The 23,392-nt window shown below is 71.3% G+C and carries 21 protein-coding genes and 3 pseudogenes; 8 read left to right on the forward strand and 16 right to left on the reverse strand.

Annotated elements, in window-relative coordinates; all coding sequences use genetic code 11:
• Positions 1 to 10 precede the first annotated feature (10 nt).
• The 3 genes and pseudogenes from BJF80_RS20280 to BJF80_RS20290 all read right to left on the reverse strand — a co-directional run.
• The gene (locus BJF80_RS20280; protein ID WP_075813810.1) at positions 11 to 727 is read right to left on the reverse strand and encodes a GntR family transcriptional regulator; all 717 of its coding nucleotides are present in this window, start codon (positions 725 to 727) and stop codon (positions 11 to 13) included.
• Between the two features lie 88 nt (positions 728 to 815).
• Entirely contained in the window at positions 816 to 1,472 is a 657-nt protein-coding gene (locus BJF80_RS20285) for a family 10 glycosylhydrolase (protein WP_237767594.1), read from the reverse strand.
• A 134-nt stretch (positions 1,473 to 1,606) separates the two neighbouring features.
• Positions 1,607 to 2,422, reverse strand: a pseudogene (locus tag BJF80_RS20290) (family 10 glycosylhydrolase); the annotation flags it as partial.
• A gap of 81 nt (positions 2,423 to 2,503) precedes the next feature.
• Between BJF80_RS20290 and BJF80_RS11610 the strand changes: the two are divergent.
• The 5 genes from BJF80_RS11610 (at position 2,504) to BJF80_RS11630 (ending at position 7,199) form a co-directional block, all read left to right on the forward strand.
• A complete protein-coding gene (locus BJF80_RS11610; protein ID WP_083673638.1) occupies positions 2,504 to 3,547 on the forward strand; it encodes an N-acetylglucosamine kinase in 1,044 nt (347 codons plus the stop codon).
• Entirely contained in the window at positions 3,544 to 4,452 is a 909-nt protein-coding gene (locus BJF80_RS11615) for an N-acetylmuramic acid 6-phosphate etherase (RefSeq protein WP_075813988.1), read from the forward strand. The genes BJF80_RS11610 and BJF80_RS11615 overlap by 4 nt, the downstream gene beginning before the upstream one ends.
• On the forward strand, positions 4,449 to 5,618 hold the full coding sequence (locus BJF80_RS11620) for an anhydro-N-acetylmuramic acid kinase (RefSeq protein ID WP_075813814.1): 1,170 nt from the start codon (positions 4,449 to 4,451) through the stop codon (positions 5,616 to 5,618). The genes BJF80_RS11615 and BJF80_RS11620 overlap by 4 nt, the downstream gene beginning before the upstream one ends.
• Positions 5,618 to 6,403, forward strand: coding sequence for a glucosamine-6-phosphate deaminase (nagB, locus tag BJF80_RS11625; RefSeq protein ID WP_075813816.1), 786 nt, complete (start codon positions 5,618 to 5,620; stop codon positions 6,401 to 6,403). Before BJF80_RS11620 ends, nagB begins: the two co-directional genes overlap by 1 nt.
• A gap of 67 nt (positions 6,404 to 6,470) precedes the next feature.
• Positions 6,471 to 7,199 (forward strand): VOC family protein, encoded by a 729-nt coding sequence (locus tag BJF80_RS11630; protein WP_075813818.1) that lies wholly within the window; start codon positions 6,471 to 6,473, stop codon positions 7,197 to 7,199.
• A 16-nt stretch (positions 7,200 to 7,215) separates the two neighbouring features.
• Here the strand turns inward: BJF80_RS11630 and BJF80_RS11635 are convergent, their stop codons facing one another.
• From BJF80_RS11635 to BJF80_RS11660, 6 genes are all read right to left on the reverse strand, one after another.
• Positions 7,216 to 7,560, reverse strand: a complete 345-nt coding sequence (locus tag BJF80_RS11635; protein WP_143554095.1) for a hypothetical protein — start codon at positions 7,558 to 7,560, stop codon at positions 7,216 to 7,218.
• Between the two features lie 165 nt (positions 7,561 to 7,725).
• Positions 7,726 to 8,067: a cold-shock protein gene (locus BJF80_RS21215; protein ID WP_321166394.1), complete on the reverse strand. Its 342-nt coding sequence runs from the start codon at positions 8,065 to 8,067 to the stop codon at positions 7,726 to 7,728.
• Between the two features lie 251 nt (positions 8,068 to 8,318).
• Positions 8,319 to 8,780 carry a zinc-binding dehydrogenase gene (locus BJF80_RS11645; protein WP_075813822.1) on the reverse strand — a complete coding sequence of 154 codons (462 nt, stop codon included), beginning with the start codon at positions 8,778 to 8,780 and terminating at the stop codon, positions 8,319 to 8,321.
• A gap of 62 nt (positions 8,781 to 8,842) precedes the next feature.
• Positions 8,843 to 10,126: a hypothetical protein gene (locus BJF80_RS11650; protein ID WP_075813824.1), complete on the reverse strand. Its 1,284-nt coding sequence runs from the start codon at positions 10,124 to 10,126 to the stop codon at positions 8,843 to 8,845.
• A 134-nt stretch (positions 10,127 to 10,260) separates the two neighbouring features.
• Positions 10,261 to 12,741: a DNA gyrase/topoisomerase IV subunit A gene (locus BJF80_RS11655; RefSeq protein ID WP_075813826.1), complete on the reverse strand. Its 2,481-nt coding sequence runs from the start codon at positions 12,739 to 12,741 to the stop codon at positions 10,261 to 10,263.
• Positions 12,742 to 12,879: 138 nt separating this feature from the next.
• Positions 12,880 to 14,604, reverse strand: a complete 1,725-nt coding sequence (locus BJF80_RS11660) for a cell wall-binding repeat-containing protein (RefSeq protein WP_158068532.1) — start codon at positions 14,602 to 14,604, stop codon at positions 12,880 to 12,882.
• Between the two features lie 145 nt (positions 14,605 to 14,749).
• On the opposite strand from BJF80_RS11660, the gene BJF80_RS20295 reads away from it, so the two are divergent.
• The 3 genes and pseudogenes from BJF80_RS20295 (at position 14,750) to lhpI (ending at position 16,966) form a co-directional block, all read left to right on the forward strand.
• On the forward strand, positions 14,750 to 15,106 hold the full coding sequence (locus BJF80_RS20295; RefSeq protein ID WP_237767578.1) for an amidohydrolase family protein: 357 nt from the start codon (positions 14,750 to 14,752) through the stop codon (positions 15,104 to 15,106).
• A pseudogene (locus BJF80_RS11665) lies at positions 15,091 to 16,034 on the forward strand (amidohydrolase family protein). The gene BJF80_RS20295 and the pseudogene BJF80_RS11665 overlap by 16 nt, the downstream one beginning before the upstream one ends.
• Positions 16,031 to 16,966 (forward strand): bifunctional Delta(1)-pyrroline-2-carboxylate/Delta(1)-piperideine-2-carboxylate reductase, encoded by a 936-nt coding sequence (gene lhpI, locus BJF80_RS11670; protein WP_075813990.1) that lies wholly within the window; start codon positions 16,031 to 16,033, stop codon positions 16,964 to 16,966. Before BJF80_RS11665 ends, lhpI begins: the two are co-directional and overlap by 4 nt.
• Positions 16,967 to 16,981: 15 nt before the next feature.
• Here lhpI and BJF80_RS20300 read toward each other — a convergent pair whose 3' ends face one another.
• From BJF80_RS20300 to BJF80_RS11700, 7 genes and pseudogenes are all read right to left on the reverse strand, one after another.
• Positions 16,982 to 17,338 carry a hypothetical protein gene (locus tag BJF80_RS20300; protein ID WP_237767579.1) on the reverse strand — a complete coding sequence of 119 codons (357 nt, stop codon included), beginning with the start codon at positions 17,336 to 17,338 and terminating at the stop codon, positions 16,982 to 16,984.
• 309 nt (positions 17,339 to 17,647) lie between these two features.
• Positions 17,648 to 17,896: pseudogene (locus BJF80_RS21620) on the reverse strand (DnaJ domain-containing protein); the annotation flags it as partial.
• Entirely contained in the window at positions 17,839 to 18,093 is a 255-nt protein-coding gene (locus BJF80_RS18905; protein ID WP_075813832.1) for a hypothetical protein, read from the reverse strand. The pseudogene BJF80_RS21620 and the gene BJF80_RS18905, both read right to left, overlap by 58 nt.
• A 534-nt stretch (positions 18,094 to 18,627) precedes the next feature.
• A complete protein-coding gene (locus tag BJF80_RS11685) occupies positions 18,628 to 19,476 on the reverse strand; it encodes an ABC transporter permease (protein ID WP_083673641.1) in 849 nt (282 codons plus the stop codon).
• Entirely contained in the window at positions 19,473 to 20,456 is a 984-nt protein-coding gene (locus tag BJF80_RS11690; RefSeq protein ID WP_075813834.1) for an efflux ABC transporter ATPase subunit, DrrA-related, read from the reverse strand. Before BJF80_RS11690 ends, BJF80_RS11685 begins: the two co-directional genes overlap by 4 nt.
• A 68-nt stretch (positions 20,457 to 20,524) precedes the next feature.
• Positions 20,525 to 21,742 (reverse strand): hypothetical protein, encoded by a 1,218-nt coding sequence (locus BJF80_RS11695; RefSeq protein ID WP_075813836.1) that lies wholly within the window; start codon positions 21,740 to 21,742, stop codon positions 20,525 to 20,527.
• 306 nt (positions 21,743 to 22,048) lie between these two features.
• Positions 22,049 to 23,323, reverse strand: coding sequence for an amidohydrolase (locus tag BJF80_RS11700; protein WP_075813994.1), 1,275 nt, complete (start codon positions 23,321 to 23,323; stop codon positions 22,049 to 22,051).
• Between the last annotated feature and the right edge of the window lie 69 nt (positions 23,324 to 23,392).

Here is a 23,392-nt window from a genome sequence, read left to right on the forward strand (position 1 = left end):
GCGGGATGGGTCACCGGCGCTCGCCGGTGGAGGTGGGGAAGATGTCGACGAGGATGCGGTAGCGGTCGCCGCGGTAGACCGAGCGGACGAACTCGGTGACGCGCCCGTCGGCGACCCGCGAGGTCCGCTCGAAGAGGAACGCCAGGGAGCCGGGGTCGGTGGCGAGCTGCTCGGACTCCTCGGCGGTGGTGAGGTGCGGCTCGATGGTCTGCGTGGCCGCGGTGATCGTGAGGCCGTAGCGGGACTCGAGCAGCTGGTAGAAGGAGGAGTTCTCCAGGTCGGCGCCCGTCAGCCCCGGCACCAGGTCGCCGGGCACGTGCAGGTCCTCCAGCGCCATGGGTTCGCCGTCGGCGGTCCGGACGCGGCGGACGTGCACGAGCGTGGCGGTGGGCTCGATGCCGAGCACCGAGCCGAGCATCATGCCGGCCGGCTGCTCCCGCGCCCACACGGTATGCGCTCCCGGCGTCATCCCCCGGGAGCGCATGTCGGTGGAGAAGGACGTGGCGGACAGCTGCTGGTCCACGCGCGCCGGGGCGACGAAGGTGCCGGCGCCGGGGCGCCGGATGAGCCGGTGGTCGGCGACGAGGGCCTCGACGGCGCGGCGCAGCGTCATCCGGGCGACGCCGAGCTCGGCGGCGAGGTCGCGCTCGGCGGGCAGCGGCTCCCCGGGGCTCATCGGGGCGATGAGGTCCTCGAGCCGCTGTCGGATCACCTCGGCCTTGCCCACGCGGGCACTGCCCAGCCCGAGCCCGACGTCGCGCCCGCTGGGGCGCCGGTCCGGGCACCCTCGCGCGCGGTCGACGTCGGCTCGGCGCTCATCGGCCGCGCTTCGGCTTCGAGGCGGGCGACTGGGTGTTGTCGCGGGAGAGCGCGGTGACGACGTAGACGTCGTGCTTGTCGCCCTCGGGGTCGACCCAGTCGGTGTGGCCGTCGCCGAGGACCGCGACGAGGGAGTCGGCGTCCAGGTCGTCACAGTCGACGCGACCGGGGCCCCGGGCGTCGTCGACGCGGTAGACCGCGAAGCCGGCGTCGTCGCCCGCGTGCGACCAGGAGAGGCGGGTGCCCTCCGCGGTGCGGGCGGTGCGTAGCCCGGTCGGTGTCTCGACCTCCTCGGTCGTGCCGGGGTTGAGCGCGGGCGGCAGCGCCGGGTTGGCGTAGTGCGCCTGCTGGAGCAGCGGCCAGTGGTCGAGCCGGTTGGCGCGGACGTCCTTGGCGGAGAAGTAGACGTCCCCGGTGACCTGGGGGTAGTCCTCGTTGAGGTCGAGGTGGCGGACCATCTCCTGCGGGTCCGACCACTCCGGGCTCTGGGTGGAGGTGCCGACCTTGTAGGTCGCCTGCCCGATCCACAGCGCCACATCGGTGCCGTCGACCTGCTCGCTCCACCAGGGGACGAGCACGTCGTAGGCCGCGGGCTCGAAGCCGATCGCCCAGTAGACCTGCGGGAGCACGTAGTCGAGCCACTCCTGCTGCACCCACAGGCGGGTGTCGGCATACAGGTCGTCGTAGGTCTGCGCCCCCGCGGTCGTGTCCGAGCCTCCGGGTCGGTGCCGGCGTTGCGCCAGACGGCGAATGGGCTGACGCCGAAGGCGACGTGCGGCTTGGCCGCCTCGATCTGCTGGTGCAGACCCTCGATGAGCTGGTCGACGTTGTCGCGCCGCCAGTCGCCGCGGTCGCTGAAGCCGTCGCCGTAGGCCGCGAAGCTCGCGTCGTCGGGGAACTCCTCGCCGGCGACGGGGTAAGGGTAGAAGTAGTCATCGAAGTGCACGCCGTCGATGTCGTAGCGCTCGACCGCCTCCATGATCACCGCGGTGGTGTGCTCCCGGACCGCGGGGACGCCCGGGTCGTAGTAGAGCTTGCCGCCGTAGGCGACGGTCCAGTCGGGGTTGACCCGGGCCGGGTGGTCCTCGGCGAGCGCCGTGGGGTCGGTGCCGGTCAGGGTGACGCGGTAGGGGTTGAACCAGGCGTGGAAGTCCAGGCCGCGGGCGTGCGCCTCCTCGACGGCGAACTCCATCGGGTCCCACCCGCCGAAGTCCGCGCCCTGCTCGCCGGTCAGCCAGGCGCTGCTCGGCTCGAGCTCGGAGGGCCAGAAGGTGTCGGCGGTCGGGCGGACCTGGACGACGACGCTGTTGAGGCCGGAGGCGAGCGCCTCGTCGTACCACGCCTCGAGCTCGGCCTGGGCCTCCTCCGGGCTCAGCCCGGGCTGCGAGGGCCAGTCGATGTTGGCGACGCTGGCGATCCAGACGCCCCGCATCTCGTGCAGGGGTGCCTCCGGGGCAGGGGTGCAGCTGCTCAGCGGTGGGCCGGTCGGGGCAGGGGCCGCGTGCGAGGCGGCGCCGGTGCCGGTGAGCGCCAGGCCGGCGCTGAGGGGAAGGGTCAGGGCGAGCGCGACGCGGTTGCGGCGGCGGGGGTTCGGCTGGGGCATGTGCTCTCACGTCCTTGTCAGAGGCATCTAGACCAACGGTGCTAGACCAACGGTCCAGACATTGGCATACTGCCTGCTGTGATGTCAACGACGACGAGACGTGACGGCGGGTCGCCGACCCTGCTGGCGGTGGACCTGGGCAAGACCGGGGCGCGGGTGCGCGCGTGCGGACCGGACGGGGTGCGCGAGGGCGAGGGGCCGGGTGTCGTCGGGCTCGCGGCGGCCGACGGGGTGCGGCAGGTGATGGCCGCCCTGCGCGGTGCGCTCGAGGGTCTGGACGTCGGGCGGGTCGACGTGCTGGCGATGGGGTTGGTCGGCTACCACGCGGCGAGCGCGCGGCGGGAGGCGCTGGCGGAGGCGCTGCTCACGGAGCACGCCGACCTCGTGCTGCTCACCGGTGACGTGACGACGACCTACGTGGGGGCGATCGGTGACCGGCCCGGGGTCGTGGTGGCCGCCGGGACCGGGGCGGTGGCGCTCGGGGCGGACGCGACCGGGCGCACGGTGGTGCGGGACGGCTGGGGCTTCCTCCTCGGGGACGACGGCAGCGGGTATGCCGTGGGCCGTGCCGGTCTGCGCGCGGCGCTGGAGCATCGCGACGGGCGGGGCGGGTCGGCCGCGCTGGAGCGCGCGGCGACCGAGCGATTCGGCGAGCTCGTCGGACTGCCGGCGGCGGTCCACTCCGCGGCGCACCCGTCGCAGCTCATCGCCTCCTTCGCCACCGACGTAGCGCGGGCGGCGCAGGACGGCGACGAGGTGGCGCGGCAGATCTGGGCGGACGCGGCGGCGGCGCTGGCGCGGACGGCGCGCGCGTGCCGCGAGGCGCTCGACCCCGGGCTGCCCGTCTGCCTGGCGGGCGGGCTGGCCCAGGTGGGCGCCCTGCTGGCCCAGCCCTTCGCGGCCGCGGTCGGCGGGGAGGTGTTGCGGGCCGCCGGGACCTCGCTGGACGGGGCCGAGGCGCTGGCCCGGCAGGCGTGGTCAGGCGCGGTGAGCCCGGTCGTGGCCGACCAGGTGAGCGTCGTGCGAGCCTGCGGGAGCGGGCTGGAGGGTGCCGTGGCCGAGGAGGGTGGAGCGGACGGGCTGGGGGTGCCGTGGCCGAGGAGGGTGGGGAAGGGGCGGAGGTGACCGAGGTTATCGGTGCGCTCGCGACCGAGGGGGTGCGGGAGGACCTGCTCGACCTCGACGAGCGTGACTCCGCGGCGGTCCTGACCGAGCTGTGGGAGGCCGAGGCGACGGTGGCGCCCGCGCTGCTGCGGGTCGTGCCGACCGTGGCCGCGGCGGTGGACGACATCGCGGACCGGCTGCGCGGGGGAGGGCGGATGTTCTACCTCGGGGCGGGCACACCGGGACGGCTCGCCTTCGTCGACGCCTCGGAGCTGCCGCCGACCTACGGCACCACCCCCGACCTCGTGCGGGCGCTGCCCGCCGGAGGGGTGGAGGCGATGGTGCAGGCGCGGGAGGGCGCCGAGGACGACGGCCCGGCCGGGGCCGAGATGGTGCGCGGCGCCGGGGTCGGTCCGGGCGACGTCGTGGTCGGGATCAGCGCGTCCGGCCGCACGCCCTACGTCCTGCACGGGCTGGCGGAGGCCTCGTCGCGGGGTGCGCTGACCGTCGCCGTGTCCGGCAACACCGGGGCGCGGGCGTCGGTCGGGGTGGACCACGCGATCGAGGTGCCGACGGGGCCGGAGGTCATCAGCGGCTCCACCCGGCTCAAGGCGGGCACGGCGCAGAAGATGCTGCTCGGCGCGCTGTCCACCGCGGTCATGGTGCGGCTGGGCAAGACGCACGGCCCGTTCATGGTCGACATGCAGGCCTCCAACGTGAAGCTGCGCGACCGGGCAGTGCGGATGGTGCAGCGAGTGACCGGCTGCGAGGCGGGGCGGGCGACCGAGGCCCTCGAGGCCGCCGGCTGGAGCACGAAGGTCGCCGTGGTCATGGTGCTCGGCGACCACGACGCCGACCGGGCGCGCGAGCTGCTCGCGCAGGGCGGCGACTCGGTGCGCGGAGCCCTGGCCCGGGTGCGGTCGTGATCGTCGTCGGGGTCGGCTCGGGCACGAGCGTCGACGGCATCGACGTCGCGGCCCTCGACCTGGAGCTGCGCGGCGAGGTCGTGCAGGCCCGGATCCTCGGCTCGGGGACCGTGCCCTTCGACGACGCGCTGCGGGAGGAGGTGCTCGCGGCATACCCGCCCGGACAGGTGGGGATGGAGCAGGTGTGCCGGCTCGACACCCGGCTCGGCCAGGCGTTCGCCGACGCGGTGGCGGGGCTCGGCGCCGAGCTGGCCGGGGGAGCGCCCGACCTCGTCGCCTCGCACGGACAGACCCTCTTCCACGACGTCGTGGACGGACAGGTCGCCGGGACCCTGCAGCTCGGGCAGCCGGCGTGGATCGCCGAGCGGACGGTTAGACCGGTGGTCTCCGACCTGCGGGTCGCCGACGTCGCGGCCGGCGGGCAGGGTGCGCCGCTGGCGAGCCGGTGGGACGCGCTGTGGCTCGGCGGGCGGGGCCATACCTGCGCGGCGCTCAACCTCGGGGGCATCGCCAATGTCACCGTGGTCGGCCCCCAGGAGGTGCTGGCCTTCGACACCGGGCCCGCCAACGCGCTCGTCGACGCGGTGGTCGCACGGCAGACCGCGGGACGGGCGCGTTACGACGCGGACGGGGCCGGCGCCGCCGCGGGGAGCGTGGACGAGGGGCTGCTCGCGGTGCTGCTGGCGGACGACTACTACCGGCGGGAGCCGCCGAGGACCACCGGCAAGGAGCGCTTCAACCTCGGGCACGTCGACGACGCGCTGGCCGCGCACGGTCGCCCGGTCAGTGACGCCGACCTGCTCGCGACGCTCACCGCGCTGACCGCCCGCACCGTGGCCGACGCCCTGGCGCCGTTTGCGCCGCAGGAGGTCGTGACCAGCGGCGGCGGTGCGCACAACCCGACGCTGATGAGGATGCTGGCCGAGGCGATGCCGCAGGTGCGGGTGACGACGAGCGAGAGCCACGGCATACCGGTCGACGCGAAGGAGGCCTGCCTCTTCGCGCTGCTCGGCTTCCTCACCTGGCACGGCCTGCCCGGCACCCTGCCGGGCGTCACCGGGGCCCGCGACGCGCGGCTGGCGGGGCGCATCACCCCTGGTCACGGACCGCTGCGCCTCCCCGAGCCCGCGGAGGTCACCCCGACCCGGTTGGAGGTGGTGGGCTGATGGAGGTCGTCATCTGCCGCGCCGAGGAGGAGATCGGGCGGCTCGGCGCCGACGTCGTGAGCCGGCTCGTGCGGACCCGACCGGAGGCGGTGCTCGGCGTCGCGACCGGCTCCAGCCCGCGCCCGGTGTATGCCGAGCTCGTCGCCCGGGTGCGGGCGGGCGAGCTCGACCTGTCCGGGGTGAGCACGGTCTCGCTGGACGAGTACGTCGGGCTGCCCGAGGGGCACCCGGCGAGCTACCGCACCGAGATCCGGCGCGAGCTGACCGACCCGGCGGGCATCCCGCCGGAGCGGGTGCACAGCCCGCAGGGGAGCGCGGACGACCTGCCCGCGGCGGCGCGGGCCTACGAGCAACGGATCGCGGCGGCGGGCGGCGTCGACGTGCAGCTGCTTGGGATCGGCAGCGACGGGCACATCGCCTTCAACGAGCCGGGCAGCTCGCTCGCGAGCCGGACCCGGATCAAGACCCTGACCCGGCGGACGCGGGAGGACAACGCGCGCTTCTTCGACGGCGACGCCGACGCGGTGCCGACGCACTGCCTGACCCAGGGGCTGGCGACGATCATGCAGGCCCGGCACGTCGTGCTCGTCGCCACGGGGGAGGGCAAGGCGCGGGCGGTCGCCCAGCTCGTCGAGGGTGCGGTCTCGGCGCGCTGGCCCGGCACGGTGCTGCAGTGGCACCCGCACGTGAGCGTGCTGCTCGACGAGGCGGCCGCGGCGGGGCTCGGGCTCGCCCGGTACTACCGGGAGGCGTGGGCGAACAAGCCCGACTGGCAGGGGCTCTGACCCGCGGTCCCGGGCGTGCGGCGCTCGCGGACCGCTGCTGTCCTCGGGGCGGACTAGGGTCACAAGTATGCGGCTGGAGAACATCGTCATGCAGGCGCGGGACCCGCAGGCCACGGGCCGGTTCTGGTCGGCAGCGCTCGGGCTCGAGGACCTGGCTCCCGGCAGCCCGGAGGACTACGAGGGCCGGCTGCGGATCGACGACGACGTGTGGCTGGACATCTGCATCGAGCCGGTGACCGAGCCACCGCCATCGGGGTGGCGGCTGCACCTGGACCTGCGCGGCGGTGCCCAGCAGGCGGAGGTGGTGGAGCGGCTCCTCGGACTGGGCGCCAGGCATACCGACATCGGGCAGGTGGACGTGCCGTGGGTCGTGCTCGCCGACCCGGACGGCAACCCGTTCTGCGTCATGCAGGAGCGCGCCGCCTATGCCGATACCGGTCCGGTCGCGGCGCTGCCGCTCGACAGCGCCGACCCGGCGCGCGACGCCGAGCTGTATGCCGCGATCACCGGCTGGGTCCCGACCGAGGGGGTCGGACTCGTCACGCTGCGGCACCCGAGCCTGCGCGGTCCGCTGCTCGAGCTCTGCCCCGAGCCGGAGCCGAAGGTGCGCCAGAACCGCACGCACCTCGACGTCCGGCCGACCCGCGACGGGCCGGACCAGCGCCGTCTGGTCGACCTCGCCCTCTCGCTGGGCGCCTCGCTGGCGACGGAGGACTGGGCGCAGGGGCACCCGTGGACGGTGATGCGCGACGTGTCGGGCAACGAGTTCTGCGTGCTGGGCGACATTGCGGACTGACCTGCACCGGGTGGGGTCAGGACGACTCTCTCGGTGCCGGCCAGGCCAGCGGCACGACCGCGGCGGTGACGACACCGAGCACCCCGGCGACGAGCATGCCGGCGCCCACCAGCGCGGCGAGTGCTGTCACCCCGGCCGCGAGGAAGAGCTGCACCACCTTGCGCCAGCCCGCCTGCTCGGCCGTCACGCGCCCGCTACCTCGGGCGGGAGGGATCAGCGCGGCGACGAGGATGACGACGACCGCGACGGCGAGCGCCACGGGACGATCGTCCGGCTCCACCAGGCGGCGCAGGGCACGCAGCAGTGCCCACAGTGAGATGACGGCCGCGAACCACCCCACTCGCGATCGCATCCAGGTCATGCTGCCCACGCTAGTGGCCTAGCCGGGAGTGGCGGGGTCGGGTCAGGCAGCCATGAAGCGATGCTCACAGCGGGTTGTCCAGGACGCTGAGGCGGGGCACGGACTCCGTGCCTGGCCACGCGACGGGCATACCCGGGACGAGCGGCATACCGTCCGCCGACGGGACTAGAGCAGCTCGAGGCGGTCGGCCTGCGGTCCCCGGTCGCTCTGGCGCACCTGGTAGCGCACCCGGTCACCCGGCTCTAGCGTCTCGACGTCGCGCAGGACGGAGACGTGCACGAAGAGGTCCGCGCCTCCGGCGTCCGGGGTGATGAAGCCGAAGCCCCGGTCCGCGTCGTAGCGCGACCACGCCCTGGCCCCCTCGGGCCGGGCCGTCGGACGACCGCCGCGGCCCGGAGCGGGGGCGGGACGTCGACCGCGCGGGTGCGCCCCGACGTGCCGACCCACCGACGAGCCGCACGTCGCGAGCCTGCGGGCCCTCTCGCTGTCGACGGTGTCGAAGCTCACCCGGTCACCTGCGTCCAGACCGGTGAGGTCCGCGGGCAGTGCTCGGGCGTGGACGAAGAGACGTCGGGCCCACCCGTCTCGGGAGCGATGAAGCCGAAGCCCCTGTCGTCGTCGTACCAGGACACGGTGCCGTCCGCCCCGTCCGAGGCTCCGGCCCGCTCGGCGCCCTGGCCCGCCAGGGGCAGCAGGTGGTCCGCCTGCGGTCCCTTCTCCCCGCGGGGCGAGGAGCGATGCGCCCCGGCGTCAGCGCCTCACGAGTCGTGCGGCACGATGACGGCGCGCGCGTCGAGCTCGCCGTCCCGGAGGCGTCGGTATGCCTCGAGCCCGTCGTCCAGCGAGTAGCGCTCGATCGCGGGCGTGATCTGGCCGGCGCGGTACATCGCCACCACCTCGTGCAGGTCCTCGATGGTGCCCCAGTAGGTCGAGGAGAAGTTGACCTCGTAGGGCACGGTGAAGAAGTTCCACGAGAAGGTGCCGCCGCCGATCCCGACGATCGTGACGGAGCCGCGCTGGGCGACCGTCGCGCCGGCGAGCTGCATCGTCGCGTCGACACCGACCATGTCGAAGACGGCGTCCACGCCGCGCCCGCCGGTCAGCTCGCGGATCCGCTCGACCTGATCCTCGCCGGAGGGGACCGTGACAGCGCCAAGCTCCTCGGCCGCCGCCATGGCCGCGGGCTTGGAGTCCGTGGCACCGGCGGCACAGACGCACACTTCGCCCCGCCTCCCGAAACCCGTGAATCGGCGCAGCTCTGCAGCTGCGCCAATTCGGTCAGCTACCTGTCGGCTATTCCGCGAAAGGCCTCTCTACCTTCAGATTGGTCGATCAAGTCTTCCCAAGGCCAACGTACCGTGCAATAGCGACGGTATAGAAGCAGCTGTCGGTCTACAACACGCACCTTTTCGTCCGCGTACGACAGGACCAAACCGCGACCTTGATCGTCCACCTGAAGTTGCTCGAACTTCTCCAAGACAGTGCGCAAATTCCCCTTTTGAATGCGCGACTGTCGCTGACTGGCCTGCCTGAATATTTTGTCGATACTGACACCCGAAATCAACTCTTCATCAGACGCGTCGAAGATCACCGCCATCGCGTGACCGTAGATCCCTGTGCTGTTCGGGTACGTGCGAACGCCCGATGCTACATTTTGAGCAAACGACTGGTAAGTGGTATTCAGTTCTTCTGCATAGAACATTGCGGCATCTTCTGCCAAGTGCACGTTATGGATGCTGACGCGCGAGTCGGCCTGCTCGTATAACCCTGCTTTGTCCAGCACTTCCAAGGCAAGTCGCTGCAGAATTCCCGCGTTCTCACAGCTGTCCTCGATGAGCCGATCCTTCACCTCCCGGGAGAACTGCACGTTTAGGGCTGATCCCCCCATGTCGAGGATGGCTTCTAGGTCCCGTCTTGACCAGACGATCGACTCCTCGCGGACCCGACCTGTGAGGTCGTGGTTCAGGTTGAGGAGTAGGTTCGATTCGCTCCAGACTCCGACGATCACAACGAAGAGACCGAAGTCCCAAAAAGCCTTGAGATCGAAAGCGAACGTCTTCCGCTCGTCCCTCGACAGATAGTGAAAGTCTTCAATGACGAGACGTTTTCCCGACTCGCGAAGAAGTTCAGCGATGAACTTCAGGTCGCTGATTGGCTGGCGCAACGTGGCGGTCTCTCTCTCGCTCGAGTATCCGGCAGTCAGCCCGAGCTTGGCCGACACCTTCCCGATGAGTGCAACACCAAACTTCGAACTCGCTTCGACAGTGCCGGAAATCTGGGACGTTGACTTGCGAGACAATTCGAGCCGAACGCCGAGTTCGGCCAAAGCCTCTCTGTAGATGTCCTCCACTTTTTTGCCAAGGCGGCACTGAATCACCAGCGCGTTGGGTACAACCGTTTGCCGAAGCCACGTCTTTCCTGCCTTGGAACTTCCCTTGATGGCTACATGGTTCCGGCGTTCGAGGTGACGCGCGAGTGCTTCGTCCAGCTTGCCTCTGTCCACATATGAGTAGGCGCTCACCACGTTGCTGATGCCGAAGACCTCATCGGTGCGAAGGTTTGCCATGGCGTGAGTCTACGAGTGTTCACGTTGCGCACAGTGCTGACAGAGCTCCAGCCGCCGCTTGCCGGGCGGTAGACGTGCCCACCATGCATCCGGACATCGGCATGAGCGGACGGTCATGACCCCGCCCGTCGACGTCAGCCGACAGCAGCGATCGGGGCGGCTGCGGGCATACCTGAGCCGTCGCGCTTGTCGTTGGTCTCGGGCAGGTCGACCGCGACACCGTTGCCGGAGGCGGCGCGCGGAGGAGCGGCGCCGGCCCAGCCGAGGACGAGGGCGTCCTCGTCGCGCAGCAGCCGGTGGCAGCGGACGCCGCCGGTCGCGCGCCCCTTCGTGGGGTATGCCCACAGGTCGGTGACCTTCACCGAGCCCGTCTGGGTGCCGGGCAGCGAGCCGGCGGTGCCGGCCACGGTCACGACGACGTTCTCCGCCGAGGTGTCGACGGCGGCGAAGCCCACGACAACGGCGCCCGCGCCGAGCTTGATCCCCGCGATGCCGCCGCCGGAGCGCCCCTGCGACCGCACCAGCGACGAGGAGAAGCGCAGCAGCTGCGCGTCCGAGGTGATGAAGACCAGCTCCTCCTCGCCCGTGGCCAGCTCGACCGCCCCGACGACGCTGTCGCCGTCCTTGAGCGAGATGACCTCGAAGGAGTCGCGGTGGGCGGGGTAGTCCGGGTTGACCCGCTTGACCACGCCGTGCTTCGTGCCGAGCGCGAGGCCCGGACCGTCACCGGTCAGCGAGCACAGCCCGAGCACCTGCTCGCCCGGGGGCAGGTCGACGAAGGCCGACAGCGGAGCGCCGCCGGACAGGTTGGGCGCGTCGGCCGAGGGCGGCAGCGAGGGCAGCTCCACGACCGACAGGCTCACGACCCGCCCCGCGGTGGTGAGCAGCCCGACGTGCCCGCGGGCGGTCGTCCGCACGCTCGAGGTGATGACGTCGTGCTTCGCCCGCCGCCCGCCGGTCCCGAGCGGCTCGTCGTCAGTGCTTGCGGTGCGGGCCAGCAGCCCGGTGGAGGAGAGCAGCACCCAGCACGGGTCGTCCGCGACCTCCAGGTCCATCCCCGACGCCTTGCCACCGGTCGCCGGACCGGCGGCCGACGACGACGCGCCCGTCCCGTCGCTCTCCAGCAGCACGGTCCGCCGCGGGGTCCCGTGCTCGGCCGCGACCGCGGCCAGCTCGTCCGAGACCACCTTGAGCAGCAGCTGCGGGTCGGCGAGGATCGCCTCCAGCGCCTCGATCTCGCGCTGCAGCTCGTCCCGCTCGCTCTCCAGCTCGATCCGGGAGAACTTCGTCAGCTGCCGCAGCGGGATCGCGAGGATGTCGTCGGCCTGCCGCTCGGAGAGGTCGAAGACCTGCATCAGCCGAGTCTTCGCCTCGGCGGCGTCGTCGCTGGACCGGATGAGCTGGATGACCTCGTCGATGTCGAGGATCGCGAGCAGCCGGCCCTCGACGATGTGCAGCCGGTCCTTCTTCTTGCCCAGCCGGTGCTCGGTCCGGCGCCGCACCACGTCGGTGCGGAAGTCGACATACACGCCCAGCAGGTCGCGCAGCCCGAGCGTGCGCGGCTGCCCCTCGACCAGCGCGACGTTGTTGATCCCGAAGGACTCCTCCATGGGCGTCAGCTTGTAGAGCTGCTCCAGCACCGCCTCGGGGTTGAAGCCGGTCTTGATCTCGATGACCAGGTGCAGCCCCTTGGTCCGGTCGGTGAGGTCGATGATGTCCGAGATCCCCTGCAGCTTCTTGCTCTGCGCGAGCTGCTTGACCTTCTCGATGACCTTCTCCGGCCCGACGAGGTAGGGCAGGTCGGTGACGACGATGCCCTTCTTGCGCGGCGTGACGTTCTCGATCCGCGCGGTCGCCCGCGTCTTGAACGACCCGCGCCCGGTCTCGTAGGCCTCACGGATGCCGTCCAGCCCCACGATCCGTCCGCCCAGTGGCAGGTCCGGGCCGGGCACGAAGCGCATGAGCGCCTCCAGGTCGGCCTCCGGGTTGGCGATGAGGTGCCGCGCCGCACCGATGACCTCGCCGAGGTTGTGCGGCGGCATGTTGGTCGCCATCCCGACCGCGATGCCGGTGGCGCCGTTGACCAGCAGGTTCGGGTATGCCGCGGGCAGCACGTCGGGCTGGAAGAGCTGGTCGTCGTAGTTGGGGACGAAGTCGACCGTGCTCTCGTCCAGGCTGCCGGTCATGAGCAGCGCGGCCGGCGCCATCCGCGCCTCGGTGTAGCGGCTGGCCGCCGGCCCGTCGTCCAGCGACCCGAAGTTGCCGTGCCCGTCCACCAGCGGCAGCCGCATCGTGAACGGCTGCGCCATCCGCACCATCGCGTCGTAGATCGCGGTGTCCCCGTGCGGGTGGTACTTACCCATCACCTCACCGACGACCCGCGAGCACTTCACGTGCGGCCGGTCCGGCCGCAGCCCCAGCTCGTGCATCCCGTAGAGGATCCGCCGCTGCACCGGCTTGAGCCCGTCCCGCGCGTCCGGCAGCGCCCGCGAGTAGATGACCGAGTAGGCATACTCCAGGAACGCCCCCTCCATCTCCTCGACAGCGTCGACCTCGAGGATCTTCTCCTCGACGTCGAAGAGGTCCTCGCTCTGCGGGCGCTTGCGACGGGCCATGTGGTGGCGGTGCTCCTGGGTCGGTCAGGTCGGGCGGGCGCGGCCCTGCCCCGGATCACGCGGGGCGGGCGTCTGAGGGCAAGGGTATGCCGCGCCCCCGCCCGGTCGGCGGAGGCGCGGCGGCCCTGTGGACGCCGGTCAGCCATCGCGCATGTCGGAGATCGTCGTCATCGTGTAGCCGTGGCTGCGCATCGTGCGCACGATCTGGGGCAGCGCCTCGGCGGTCCGGTAGCCGCCGATGTGCGCCAGGACGATGCTGCCGCTGGCGGGCAGCGGGCTCGTCGTCCGCGCCACGATCTCGGCGGCGGAGGTGTCCGGGCTCCAGTCGATCGTGTCCCTGGCCCACATCGCGGTGACCGGGAAGCCCTCGCTCGCGGCGATGCCGCGCACCCGTGCGTCCTGCGCGCCGTAGGGCGGCCGCCACATCGGGGTGACCGGCATACCCGTGAGGTCACGCAGCACCGGGGTGGCGCCGGCGATCTCGGCGCGGACCACCGCGTCGGTCATCCGGCGACGGCACGGCTCGCCGCTGGGGGAGCCGCCCCCGCCGCGCACGAGGTCGCAGTGGTGGACGGTGTGGTTGCCCACCTCGAAGAGTTCCGGGTGAGCCCTGATCTTCGCCATGACCGCCCGGCCCTCGCTGGTGTTGGCCATCTGGCTCGTGGAGAAGAACGTCGTGCACACCTGGTCCTCGACGAGGTAGTCGACGAGGCCCCGGGCACCGGTGAGCCGTCCGCCCATGTCGAGGGTGAAGGCCATCTTCCGGCTGTCGGTGCCGCCCACGACGGAGAGGACCTTCTGGCTCTCCCGCGCCGAGTAGGTCGGACCGGCCCAGCAGATGCCGCGCTCGCGCTGGACCTGGCGGGCGACGTCGATGGACAGCGCACCGCTCCCGCCCAGCAGGTATGCCGTCCGCGGAGTGAGCCGGTCCAGGTCGCCCCCGACGCCGCCGGGGATGCCGTCGGCGCGGGCGAGCAGGATGGGGCCGCGGGTGGTGGCCGTCGCCGGCACCGCTGCGAGGGCGTCCGGGAAGGCGGACCCGGTGGCGATGACGACGCCCGGGCGGCTGGGGCCGAAGACCCGGCGGGAGACCGCCAGCGCGGTGGAGTAGCGGTTCGCCCCGCTGACCCGCTCGGTCACGGCATACCCCTGGAGCTGGCGGACCACCGCCTCGGAGACCGCCGAGCTGCCGCCGACGACCATGATCCGGTCCGGGGCGAGCCGGGCGATCTCCGCGCCCACCGCGGCGGGCAGGCGGCCGGGCTCGGTGAGCAGCACCGGGGCGTCCTGCACCCCGGCCGCGGCGCCGGCGGAGAGCGCGTCCGGCCAGTCCGCGCCGGTGGAGACGTAGACGACGTCGGCGCCGCCGGGGAAGGCGCGGCGGCTCACCGCGACCGAGGTGTCGTAGCGCGTGCCGCCCGACACGCGATGGACCGACCCAGAGGTATAACCGCGCAGCGCCGCGATCACGTCGTCGCTGACCACGCCGGTGCCGCCGACGACCACGATGCTGCGCGGCTGCAGCCGGCGCAGCTCGGCGGCCGTCGGCCCGGGGACGGTGCCGTGCCGCACGAAGAGCACCGGACCACCCTCCCGGTCCGCGGCGGGACCGGCCGACAGGGCGTCGGCGAAGGTGCCGCCGGCGGCGACGTAGGCCACCGGGACGCGCGGGGAGTGGAAGCGCGCGCCGACGCGGGCGGCGGTGGCATACCGGTCGCTGCCGGCGAGACGCTGCACGCGGAAGTCGGGATCGCCGGCGTCCGGTGCGGCCACGGCCGGCTGCTCTACGGCCGGTGCGGCGAGCGGGCTCGCCGCGACCACGGCGGCGGCGAGCAGGGTGCTGAGCAGGCGGGATCGTCGCATGACGCGCTCCTTCACGGGATGGGCACCACGGTGTGCCTCATCCGATATGTCGCGCGCCGGGCGCAGAAGGTTGCTCCCGTGAGGCGGTCGGTGGGGAGCCACACCGTCGGTGGGCCCGTGGGTGGCACGCAGTAGCGTGACCGGCATGACCAGCACCCTCTTCAGCGGCGGCACCGTGGTCGACGGCACCCTCGGCGAGCCGGCGGTCGCCGACGTCCTGGTGCGGGACGGTCGGATCGTCGACGTCGGCCCCCCGCTCGGTGTTGACGCGGACGTCGTCGTCGACTGCTCCGGGCGGACCGTGACGCCGGGGCTGTTCGACTGCCACGTGCACGTGATGATCGAGCAGCCGAGCATGGTCCAGGTGCTGCAGACGCCGTTCAGCCTGCCGTTCTCCGAGGCGGCGGACCGGCTGCGCCGGACCCTGGCCACCGGCGTGACCTGGGTGCGGGACGCGGGCGGGCCGACCTCGGCGTCGCGGAGGCGGTGCGCCGCGGGCTGACGCCGGGGCCGCGCCTGCAGATCGCGGTCAACATGATCAGCCAGACCGGTGGTCACGGCGACGACTGGCAGGCCTGCGGCGCCCACGTCGGGCTCATCCAGGAGCACCCCGGCTGCCCGTCAGCCGTCGTCGACGGCCCGGTGGAGATGCGCAAGAAGGTGCGTGAGCTCATCCGCGCCGGCGCCGACGTGCTCAAGGTCGCGACCAGCGGCGGCGTGCTCTCGCCGCGCAGCAACCCGCAGCACGGCCACCTGCGCGACGACGAGCTGGACGCCCTGGTCACCGAGGCCACCGCGGCGGGCCTGCACGTCATGGCGCACGCGCAGGCCACCGACGGCATCAAGGCCGCGGTCCGCGCCGGCATCCGCTCCATCGAGCACGGCATCTACCTCGACGACGAGGCGATCGAGATGATGCTCGACCGTGGCACCTGGCTGGTGCCGACGCTGCTCGCCCCCCGGGCGGTGCTCGCGCAGGCGGATGCAGGCATACCCCTCCCGGACGCGGTCGTCGCCAAGGCGCGCATGGTGTCCGAGGCGCACGACGACTCGGTCCGGCGAGCGATCGCCGCGGGCGCAAGGTCGCGATGGGCACCGACTCCGGGGTCGGCGCCCACGGCACCAACCTCGACGAGCTCGCGATCATGCGCGACCTCGGCATGAGCGAGCTCGAGGCCTGGCACGCCACGACACAGGTCGCCGCCGAGCTGCTCGGGGTGGAGCAGGACCACGGCACGCTGGAGCCGGGCAAGGTGGCCGACGTGGTCGTGCTCGACGGGAGCTACGACGACCTGGCCGGGCTCGGCCAGCGCGTGCGCTCGGTGTGGCTGGCGGGGGAGCCGGTGGCGGGGCCGGATGTGCTGGGCGGCTCGACCGGCGCGGGCGCGGTGACTGGGTCTGGCTCGGGGACCGGGGCGGTGCAGGGGTGACGCTCGTCCTCGACGCTGCCGCGGTCCGGGAGTCGCTCGACCCGGCGGCGCTGGTGGCGGCGCTGCGTGAGGTCTTCGCCGGGGGAGGCGTCGTCGCGCCGGAGCGCAGCCACGTGCCGCTGGACGACGAGCACGAGGCGACCCTGCTGCTCATGCCGGCCTGGCGCAGCGGCGACCTGCTCGGGGTGAAGGTCGCCACCCACCACCCCCGCAACGGCGAGCGCGGGCTGCCCGCGATCCACGGCACCTACCTGTTGCTCGACCACGCCACCGGGGTGCCGCAGGCGATCCTGGACGGGACCGAGCTGACCCGGTGGCGAACGGCCGCCGCGAGCGCGCTCGCCGCCGACCACCTCGCCCCGGACGAGGTCGGCGAGCACCTGGTCGTGGGCGCCGGCAACGTGGCCGCCGCCGTCCCGGCGTGCTACGCCGCGGTCCGCCGGGTCGGGCACACCAGCGTCTGGGCACGGGACCGTGCACGCGCGGCGCGGCTGGTCGAGGAGCTGCGCGAGCAGGGGTATGCCGCGGACGTCGCCGACGACCTGCGCGCCGCGGTGCGCCGCGCCGACGTCGTGACCACCGCCACCTCGGCCACGAGTCCGCTCGTCCTGGGGGAGGACGTGTCGCCCGGGACGCACGCCGACCTCATCGGGTCGTTCAGCCCGCAGATGATCGAGGCGGACGAGGCACTCATGACGCGGGCGCGGATCGTCGTCGACGTGCCCGAGGCGCGGCAGACCGCGGGGGAACTGGTCGGACCGCTGGGCCGCGGTGCCCTCGACGAGGAGGATGTGCGGCTCACCCTGGCCGACCTCGTGAGCGGGCGAGAGACGGGGCGCGAGACCGCCGAGCAGGTGACCGCCTTCGTGTCGGTCGGCACGGCCGCCGAGGATCTCGCGGCCGCGGCGCTGGTGCTGCGCTCGCGGCCCTGAGTGCGAGGTCGGCGATCAGCTGCGGGTCAGATCGCGGCGTCGCGTCTCGACCGCGACGACGTAGCTCACGATCCAGAGCGCTAGGTACACGGCGACCATCCAGGCCCAGTCGGTTGGTGCGAGCCACGTGCCGAGTGCTGCGACCCCGGCAAGGGTGATCCATCCGAAGTAGGCGAAGCGACCTCCACTGCTGATGCGCTGGATCGCGATCAGGATCGAGATCAGGGCCCCGAGTCCGACTGCGAGAAGTCCGCCGAGATCGCCCTGACGCGTGATGAGGCTAGGTAGGACGGGCAGCAGACTGAGAAGGACCAGGAGACATCCGCTGAGGCGGGCGGCGCGAGTGCGACCTCGCCAGTCGGAGGTGGACATTGCCAACGGACGTTGTTGCTGTGGTGGTTGTTGCCATTGCGGTGGTGGGTAGTGCTGTTGCCACTGTGGTGGTGGATTCGGTTGCTGCCATTGCGGTGGTGGATAGTGCTGTTGCCACTGTGGTGGTGGCGTCGGCTGCTCCCACGCTGGTGGCGGAGAGGCGGGGGAAGGGTGGGGCGAAGGAGGTGTCCAGATCTCTTCCTGGCCCCAGTGGTCCTGAGGTTGTTGAGGGGGTGGCGGTGGGACCGGCCCTGTTGACGATGCGTGGTCCTGCTCTTCTGAAGCGGCCAGCTGGGCGTCGAACGCACGCCTCTTGTCACGGTCGAGGAGCGTGTCCCGTGCCGTGCAGAGGTCGTGCATGTCCACAGTCCCGGAGCCACCGGAATCGGGGTGGTCGAGGCGTGCGAGCACAGCGAAGTGGCGTTTGATCACCTCAGGTGGGGCATCTGGTGAGACACGGAGAATCTCGTACCAGTTCTTCTGCGGTTGACGCATGGTGGTCAGTCGAGCGCTGTACGGAGCGACACGAACGAGTAGGAGAGCTGTTCGGCCTGCCATGTCGCAGCCCCGTGCTGCCGGGAGGCCAGCAGAGCGATCCCGCTCGACTCGCACATGACCAGCGCAGAGACGGAGTGATAGACGCTCCCGTCGCCGCGGGTGTAGCGAAGGGCTTGGACATCGGCGAGCCACGCCTCCGACAGGCGTGACACCAGGCTGGTCCTGAGGGGCACGGGCAGAAAGGCAACGTCCTCCATCCGCCCGAGAATCGACTCTGAGGCTGCGGTCCCCGAACCGACCGCATCACCGGAGAAAGTCTGGTCGTGTGGGACGTCGCCTGTCCGTCTCCTTGGTGGGCTCGTGAGCGGATACCACTGAGTCTGTGGCGACAACCAAGCTCCAGAGGGTTTGAAGCGTCCGTCTGCCTGCGGCTGGAGAGGCTGCTCCCGCACGCCGATGACAACGCCCCCCACTTGCGCTATCCAGCCGAGGCGCCGACGCGACCACTGGCCTGCACGTCGCCTCGCCCCGGGGATCTTCTGATGGGCCTCCGTGAGAACTTCTCCACCGACGTCAGAGGGACGGAGTGCGAGATCGTCCCGACCGAGAGTCGTTCCTGACCATTCTGTCTCATCGACGGATCGACCACCGTCAGCCGACGGGATGGACCCCACCGTTGCTGGCCTATGGGACGCCTGATGGTGGCGCGCCAGATCTCCCATGATACCCCCGTCGGACGACGATTGCACCGGCAGTCTAACCGTCTGGTGTCCGGAGCCCAATGGTTGTCCTCAGCGTGAGGACGCCTGCCGGAAGCGGTTGACTGAGAGCGGGATGAAGATCGCCATGAGCAGGATCGAGCCTGCGAGCACCGTGACGACCGAGTTCTGCATGGGCCAGGTGTCCGGGGTCGGGGCCGACCCGGTGTTGCCGAAGAGCTCGCGCGCGGCCTGGACCAGCGCCGAGATCGGGTTCCAGTTGGCGAAGATCTCCAGCGCCCGCGGCAGATCGTCCGTCTGGACGAAGGCGTTGGAGATGAAGGTCAGCGGGAAGAGGATCATGAACGAGGCGTTGTTGATCACCTCCGGTGTGGGCACGATGATCCCCAGCAACGTCATCACCCAGCTGAAGGCATAGCTGAAGAACAGCAGGATCAGCACCCCGCCAAGGAACGACACCCACCCGTCGGTGAAGCGCCAGCCCACGGCGAGGCCGCTGAGCATCATGATGACCATCGACACGGAGTTCAGCGCCAGGTCGGCGTTGGTCCGGCCGAAGAGTACCGCCGAGTCGTGCATCGGCAGCGTCCGGAAACGGTCGATCATCCCCTCCTTGAGGTCCTGCGCCATCTGGAAGCCGGAGAAGGTCGAGCCGAACAGCACCGTCTGGCCGAAGATCCCGGCCATGAGGTAGTTGGTGTAGTCGCCACCCTCGATCTGGATCGATCCGCCGTAGACCTGGCTGAACAGCAGGACGAACATGATCGGCTGGAGCACCGCGAAGAGCAGCATCTCCGGGTTGCGGCGGAACTTGATGAGGTTGCGCCACGTGACCGTGCGCACGTCGGAGGCCCAGGTCGTCAGGCCGGAGCGGGGAGCCGCGCGGTGGGCGGCCGGGGCGGGTGCGGTCTGGGTGCTCATGCGCTCTCGTCCTCCAGGACATCGGTGTCGTCGGCCTGCTCGCGGCCGGTGAGGGTGAGGAAGACGTCATCGAGCGTCGGACGGCGCATGCCGGCGTCGTGGAGCTCGACCCCGGCCTCCCCGAGCGAGGAGAGGACCCGCTGCAGCGTCTGCGGTCCGCCGTCGACCGGCACGGACAGGGTGCGCCCGGCCGAGTCGGTCTGCACGTCGTCGGTCCCGTGCCGGTGCAGCACCTCGCGCGCGGTCGCGGCCTGGGCCGAGTCGACCAGGGTGACGACGACCCGGTGCCCGCCGACCTGCGCCTTGAGCTCGTCGGCGGTGCCCTCGGCGATGACCTTGCCGTGGTCGATGACGCTGATGTCGTCGGCGAGGTAGTCGGCCTCCTCGAGGTACTGCGTGGTCAGCAGCACCGTGGTGCCCTGGCCGACCAGGGTCTTGATGACGTCCCACAGCCCGAGCCGGCTACGCGGGTCCAGCCCCGTCGTCGGCTCGTCGAGGAAGAGGATCTGCGGGTCGTTGACGAGCGCGCAGGCGAGGTCGATCCGGCGGCGCATACCTCCGGAGAAGCCCTTCACCGGGCGGTCGCCGGCGTCGACGAGGTCGAACTGCTCCAGCAGCTCGCTCGCCCGGGCCCTGGCCGTGCCGCCGCCCAGGTGGTAGAGCCACCCCACCATCTCGAGGTTCTCCCGGCCGGTGAGGTGCTCGTCGACGGCGGCATACTGCCCGCTGGCCCCGATCACCCGGCGCACACCCTCCGGGTCGCGCAGCACGTCTACCCCGGCGACGGTCGCCGATCCCGAGTCGGGCTGCAGCAGCGTGTTGAGCACCTTGACGGTGGTCGTCTTGCCGGCGCCGTTGGGACCGAGCAGGCCCTTGACGGTGCCCTCCGGCACGCTGAGCGACAGCCCGTCCAGGGCGTGCACGTCGCCGGAGCGCGAGCGGTAGGTCTTGCGCAGGTCCCTCGCCTCGATGATGGTCACGGATGCACCTCGATGGTCGTCACGGAGGACGATCGTAGGCCCACGCACCGACAGCGCCATGATTGTTGTCAGGGGTAGCGCGAGATCCCGTCTGGCCCGGCGACGACGTCGAGCTCGTGTGGGGGGTCCTTCAGAATCACCTCTAGGGCGCGCGCCGTCGGTGGGTTCTGTGGCTTTCCATCAAGACCGCAGGTGAAGAGTAGGTGGTCGCTGCGGAACTTCTCCTCGCTCTGGCCCAGCAGCCGTGATCTGAAACAGCGGAAGCCGTCCGGGACAGAGGCACTGCCTCCGGATAGGGCTTCCCCTGTCTGAGGGTCGACCACCATCACATCGCCCTGTTGCTGCACTGTCTCCAGCTTCGAGTCAACAGGTCTGCTCAATTCGGAGTTCATAGCGGTCCAGTCGGTTCCCGTGATGGCGATGCTCCAGAGCTCTTCACCGGTCGACTCCACGACACCGGAGAGCGTGACTTGGTTCGTCCCATCGAAATTGAGCGTCCCCATGTCGTAGTCCACCCTCGCCGCACCTGTCCCCTCGCAGACCAGGACGACGTCTGATTCTTCATCTGCGGCGCCACCGCAGAGGCCCGCACCGTCTCTTCGCCACAATTCGGCGCCTGTCTCGAGATCGAGGGCGAGAAGTGGGTGATCCTGCAGGGGCAGTTCACCTACCTCGTCTTCCTGGGAGTAGTACAAGTCTGCGATGTACACCCCAGCGGCCTTGCGTGTGCTCCCGGCAACAACGCGGCCACGGGGCAGCTCAAGCTCCACCAGTGGGCGCTCCCAGACAACTCCGTCGGCGTCAAGCCCACGCATGGTTTCCACGCCCTCAACATCCATCCTCCGCACGACGATGCCATCGCTTGCCGAGACTGGTGAAGAGGTTGACGTATGCTCGCCGACCCTGAGCTCGCCTTCGTCCAGCGTGACCTGCCAGTCGGTGTAATTCTCGTCATCTCCCACATAGCCGCGGAAGCACACGCGATCATCGAGACAGGCCCAGGGAAGCGCATAAACGGCGACCGGTTCTTCGAGACGCGCTACCTCGCGCCCGGACCCGTTGATCGCCACGAGGTGCACCCATGGCGCTTGATGAGTGCTCGGGACCGTGACGATGACGAGATCGCTGAGAAGGGGAGGCGCCGAAACACGTGTTGCGCCCGAGAGGCTAGTCGTCAGACGCCATTCCTCTGCCCCGGAGTCAGCGTCGATTCCGGCGAGCAGAAGCTCTGAAGAGTCCTGAGAATCCTCAGGCTCGATAAAGCTGATGATGCGACCCTCGGTCATGACGGGATTGGACAAGAGACTTGCCGCCCAGGTCCAAGCCGGATCCGGCTCAGGCTCCGCAGTCGCTCCATGCTCATCACCAGGACCCGGGGCAGAGGTCGCCGGACCGTTTTCGGTGGTAGACGAGGTCGATGGGCTGTCTGCGGCGCTGCAGCCCCCTGTGCACAATGCCAGCGCAGCCGAGACGGCTATGTATCCATGAATTCGCCTCATGGCCTCACGCTATGTCTAGAACTGCTAGGCAGCCGGCCTCACTGCTCCGCCTGTGGAAGACCCGGCGCCGCACAGCCCCCGTCCGGACGAGCCCTACCGCCCGATCCAGGCCATCGCCGCGGCGACCATCGCCCGCACCCCGGTGTCCAGCATCGGCTGCAGCACCGGCGCGAAGTGCGGGGAGTGGTTGTCGGGAAAGGCAGGATCTGTCCGCTCGGTGCCGCGCTCCCGGGCCGCCTCCCAGGCCCCGGCGTCGAAGGCGCCGAAGCCCCAGTAGCAGGACGGGGCGCCCCACGCCGCGGGCAGCTCCCCGAAGTCCTCCGAGCCCATCTCCGGGGTGAACTCGCCGACCCGGTCGGTCCCGAGCTCGGCCTCCAGGGCCGCCCGGACCCGGGCCGTGGCATCGGGCTCGTTGTCGGTCACCGGCAGGTGGTCGAAGGTCTCGAAGCCGGGCTCGGGGGCACCCCAGGCCAGCGCCTCGGCGAGCGCGGTCCGCTCGATGACCTCCAGGCAGTGCGCGGCCACCGCACCGTCGTAGGTGCGCACCGTGCCCTCCAGGACGGCGTGCTCGGGGATGATGTTGGTCTTGGTGCCGGCGCTGATCCGGCCCACCGTCACCACCGCGGTCGCCTGCGGCGACACCTGCCGCGAGACGACTGTCTGCAGCCGCATCACCAGCGAGGCGGCCATCACCACGGGGTCGATCGCCGTGTGCGGCGCGGAGCCGTGGCCACCCTTGCCGTTCAGCGTGATCCGGAAGTCGTCGCAGCTGGCCATGATCGGTCCGGGAGCCACCTCCACCGACCCGGCCGCGCCGGGCAGCACGTGCTGGCCGAGCGCCACGTCGGGCCGGGGCACCAGGTCGACGAGCCCGTCGGCCACCATGGCCTCGGCGCCGTTGAACTGCTCCTCGGCCGGCTGGAAGACCGCCACCACCGTCCCGTCCCAGTGCTCGCGCCCCTGGAGCAGCAGCCGCAGCGCGCCGAGCAGCGTCGCCACGTGGGTGTCGTGCCCGCAGGCGTGCATCACCGGCACCTGCTCGCCCGCGTCGTTGGTGACCCGCACGGTCGAGGCGTAGTCGAGGCCGGTGTCCTCGGCGACCGGCAGGCCGTCCATGTCGGCCCGGAGCAGGACGGTCGGACCCTCGCCGTTGCGCGCGACCACGGCCACCCCGGTCCCGCCGATGCCGGTGCGCACCTCCAGCTCACCGGCCGTCGGCATACCCGAGACCTCCTGGACCACCCGGGCAGCCGTCGCGTGCTCGGCCATCGACAGCTCGGGATGGGCATGCAGGTGGCGGTAGAGGTCCTCCACCCACTCCCGGACGTCGGGCAGGGCGGCCAGCACAGCGGCGGTGGGGGTGCTCATGCGGTGAGGGTATGCGCTCGCCCGCCGTGGCAGGGTACGACCCATGACGCAGACGCCGCGCAGGGTCAT

This window comes from Serinicoccus sp. CUA-874, from assembly GCF_001942225.1.
Lineage (GTDB): Bacteria > Actinomycetota > Actinomycetes > Actinomycetales > Dermatophilaceae > Ornithinicoccus > Ornithinicoccus marinus.

What these genes read in the sequence shown, in the direction of transcription:
- BJF80_RS11610 (WP_083673638.1), top strand. Translation starts at nt 2,504, where the DNA reads ATGTCAACGACGACGAGACGTGACGGCGGGTCGCCGACCCTGCTGGCG.
- nagB (WP_075813816.1), top strand. Translation starts at nt 5,618, where the DNA reads ATGGAGGTCGTCATCTGCCGCGCCGAGGAGGAGATCGGGCGGCTCGGC.
- BJF80_RS11630 (WP_075813818.1), top strand. Translation starts at nt 6,471, where the DNA reads ATGCGGCTGGAGAACATCGTCATGCAGGCGCGGGACCCGCAGGCCACG.
- BJF80_RS11635 (WP_143554095.1), bottom strand. Translation starts at nt 7,560, where the DNA reads ATGACCTGGATGCGATCGCGAGTGGGGTGGTTCGCGGCCGTCATCTCA.
- BJF80_RS11650 (WP_075813824.1), bottom strand. Translation starts at nt 10,126, where the DNA reads ATGGCAAACCTTCGCACCGATGAGGTCTTCGGCATCAGCAACGTGGTG.
- BJF80_RS11655 (WP_075813826.1), bottom strand. Translation starts at nt 12,741, where the DNA reads ATGGCCCGTCGCAAGCGCCCGCAGAGCGAGGACCTCTTCGACGTCGAG.
- BJF80_RS11660 (WP_158068532.1), bottom strand. Translation starts at nt 14,604, where the DNA reads ATGCGACGATCCCGCCTGCTCAGCACCCTGCTCGCCGCCGCCGTGGTC.
- BJF80_RS20295 (WP_237767578.1), top strand. Translation starts at nt 14,750, where the DNA reads ATGACCAGCACCCTCTTCAGCGGCGGCACCGTGGTCGACGGCACCCTC.
- BJF80_RS20300 (WP_237767579.1), bottom strand. Translation starts at nt 17,338, where the DNA reads ATGTCCACCTCCGACTGGCGAGGTCGCACTCGCGCCGCCCGCCTCAGC.
- BJF80_RS18905 (WP_075813832.1), bottom strand. Translation starts at nt 18,093, where the DNA reads ATGGAGGACGTTGCCTTTCTGCCCGTGCCCCTCAGGACCAGCCTGGTG.
- BJF80_RS11685 (WP_083673641.1), bottom strand. Translation starts at nt 19,476, where the DNA reads ATGAGCACCCAGACCGCACCCGCCCCGGCCGCCCACCGCGCGGCTCCC.
- BJF80_RS11695 (WP_075813836.1), bottom strand. Translation starts at nt 21,742, where the DNA reads ATGACCGAGGGTCGCATCATCAGCTTTATCGAGCCTGAGGATTCTCAG.
- BJF80_RS11700 (WP_075813994.1), bottom strand. Translation starts at nt 23,323, where the DNA reads ATGAGCACCCCCACCGCCGCTGTGCTGGCCGCCCTGCCCGACGTCCGG.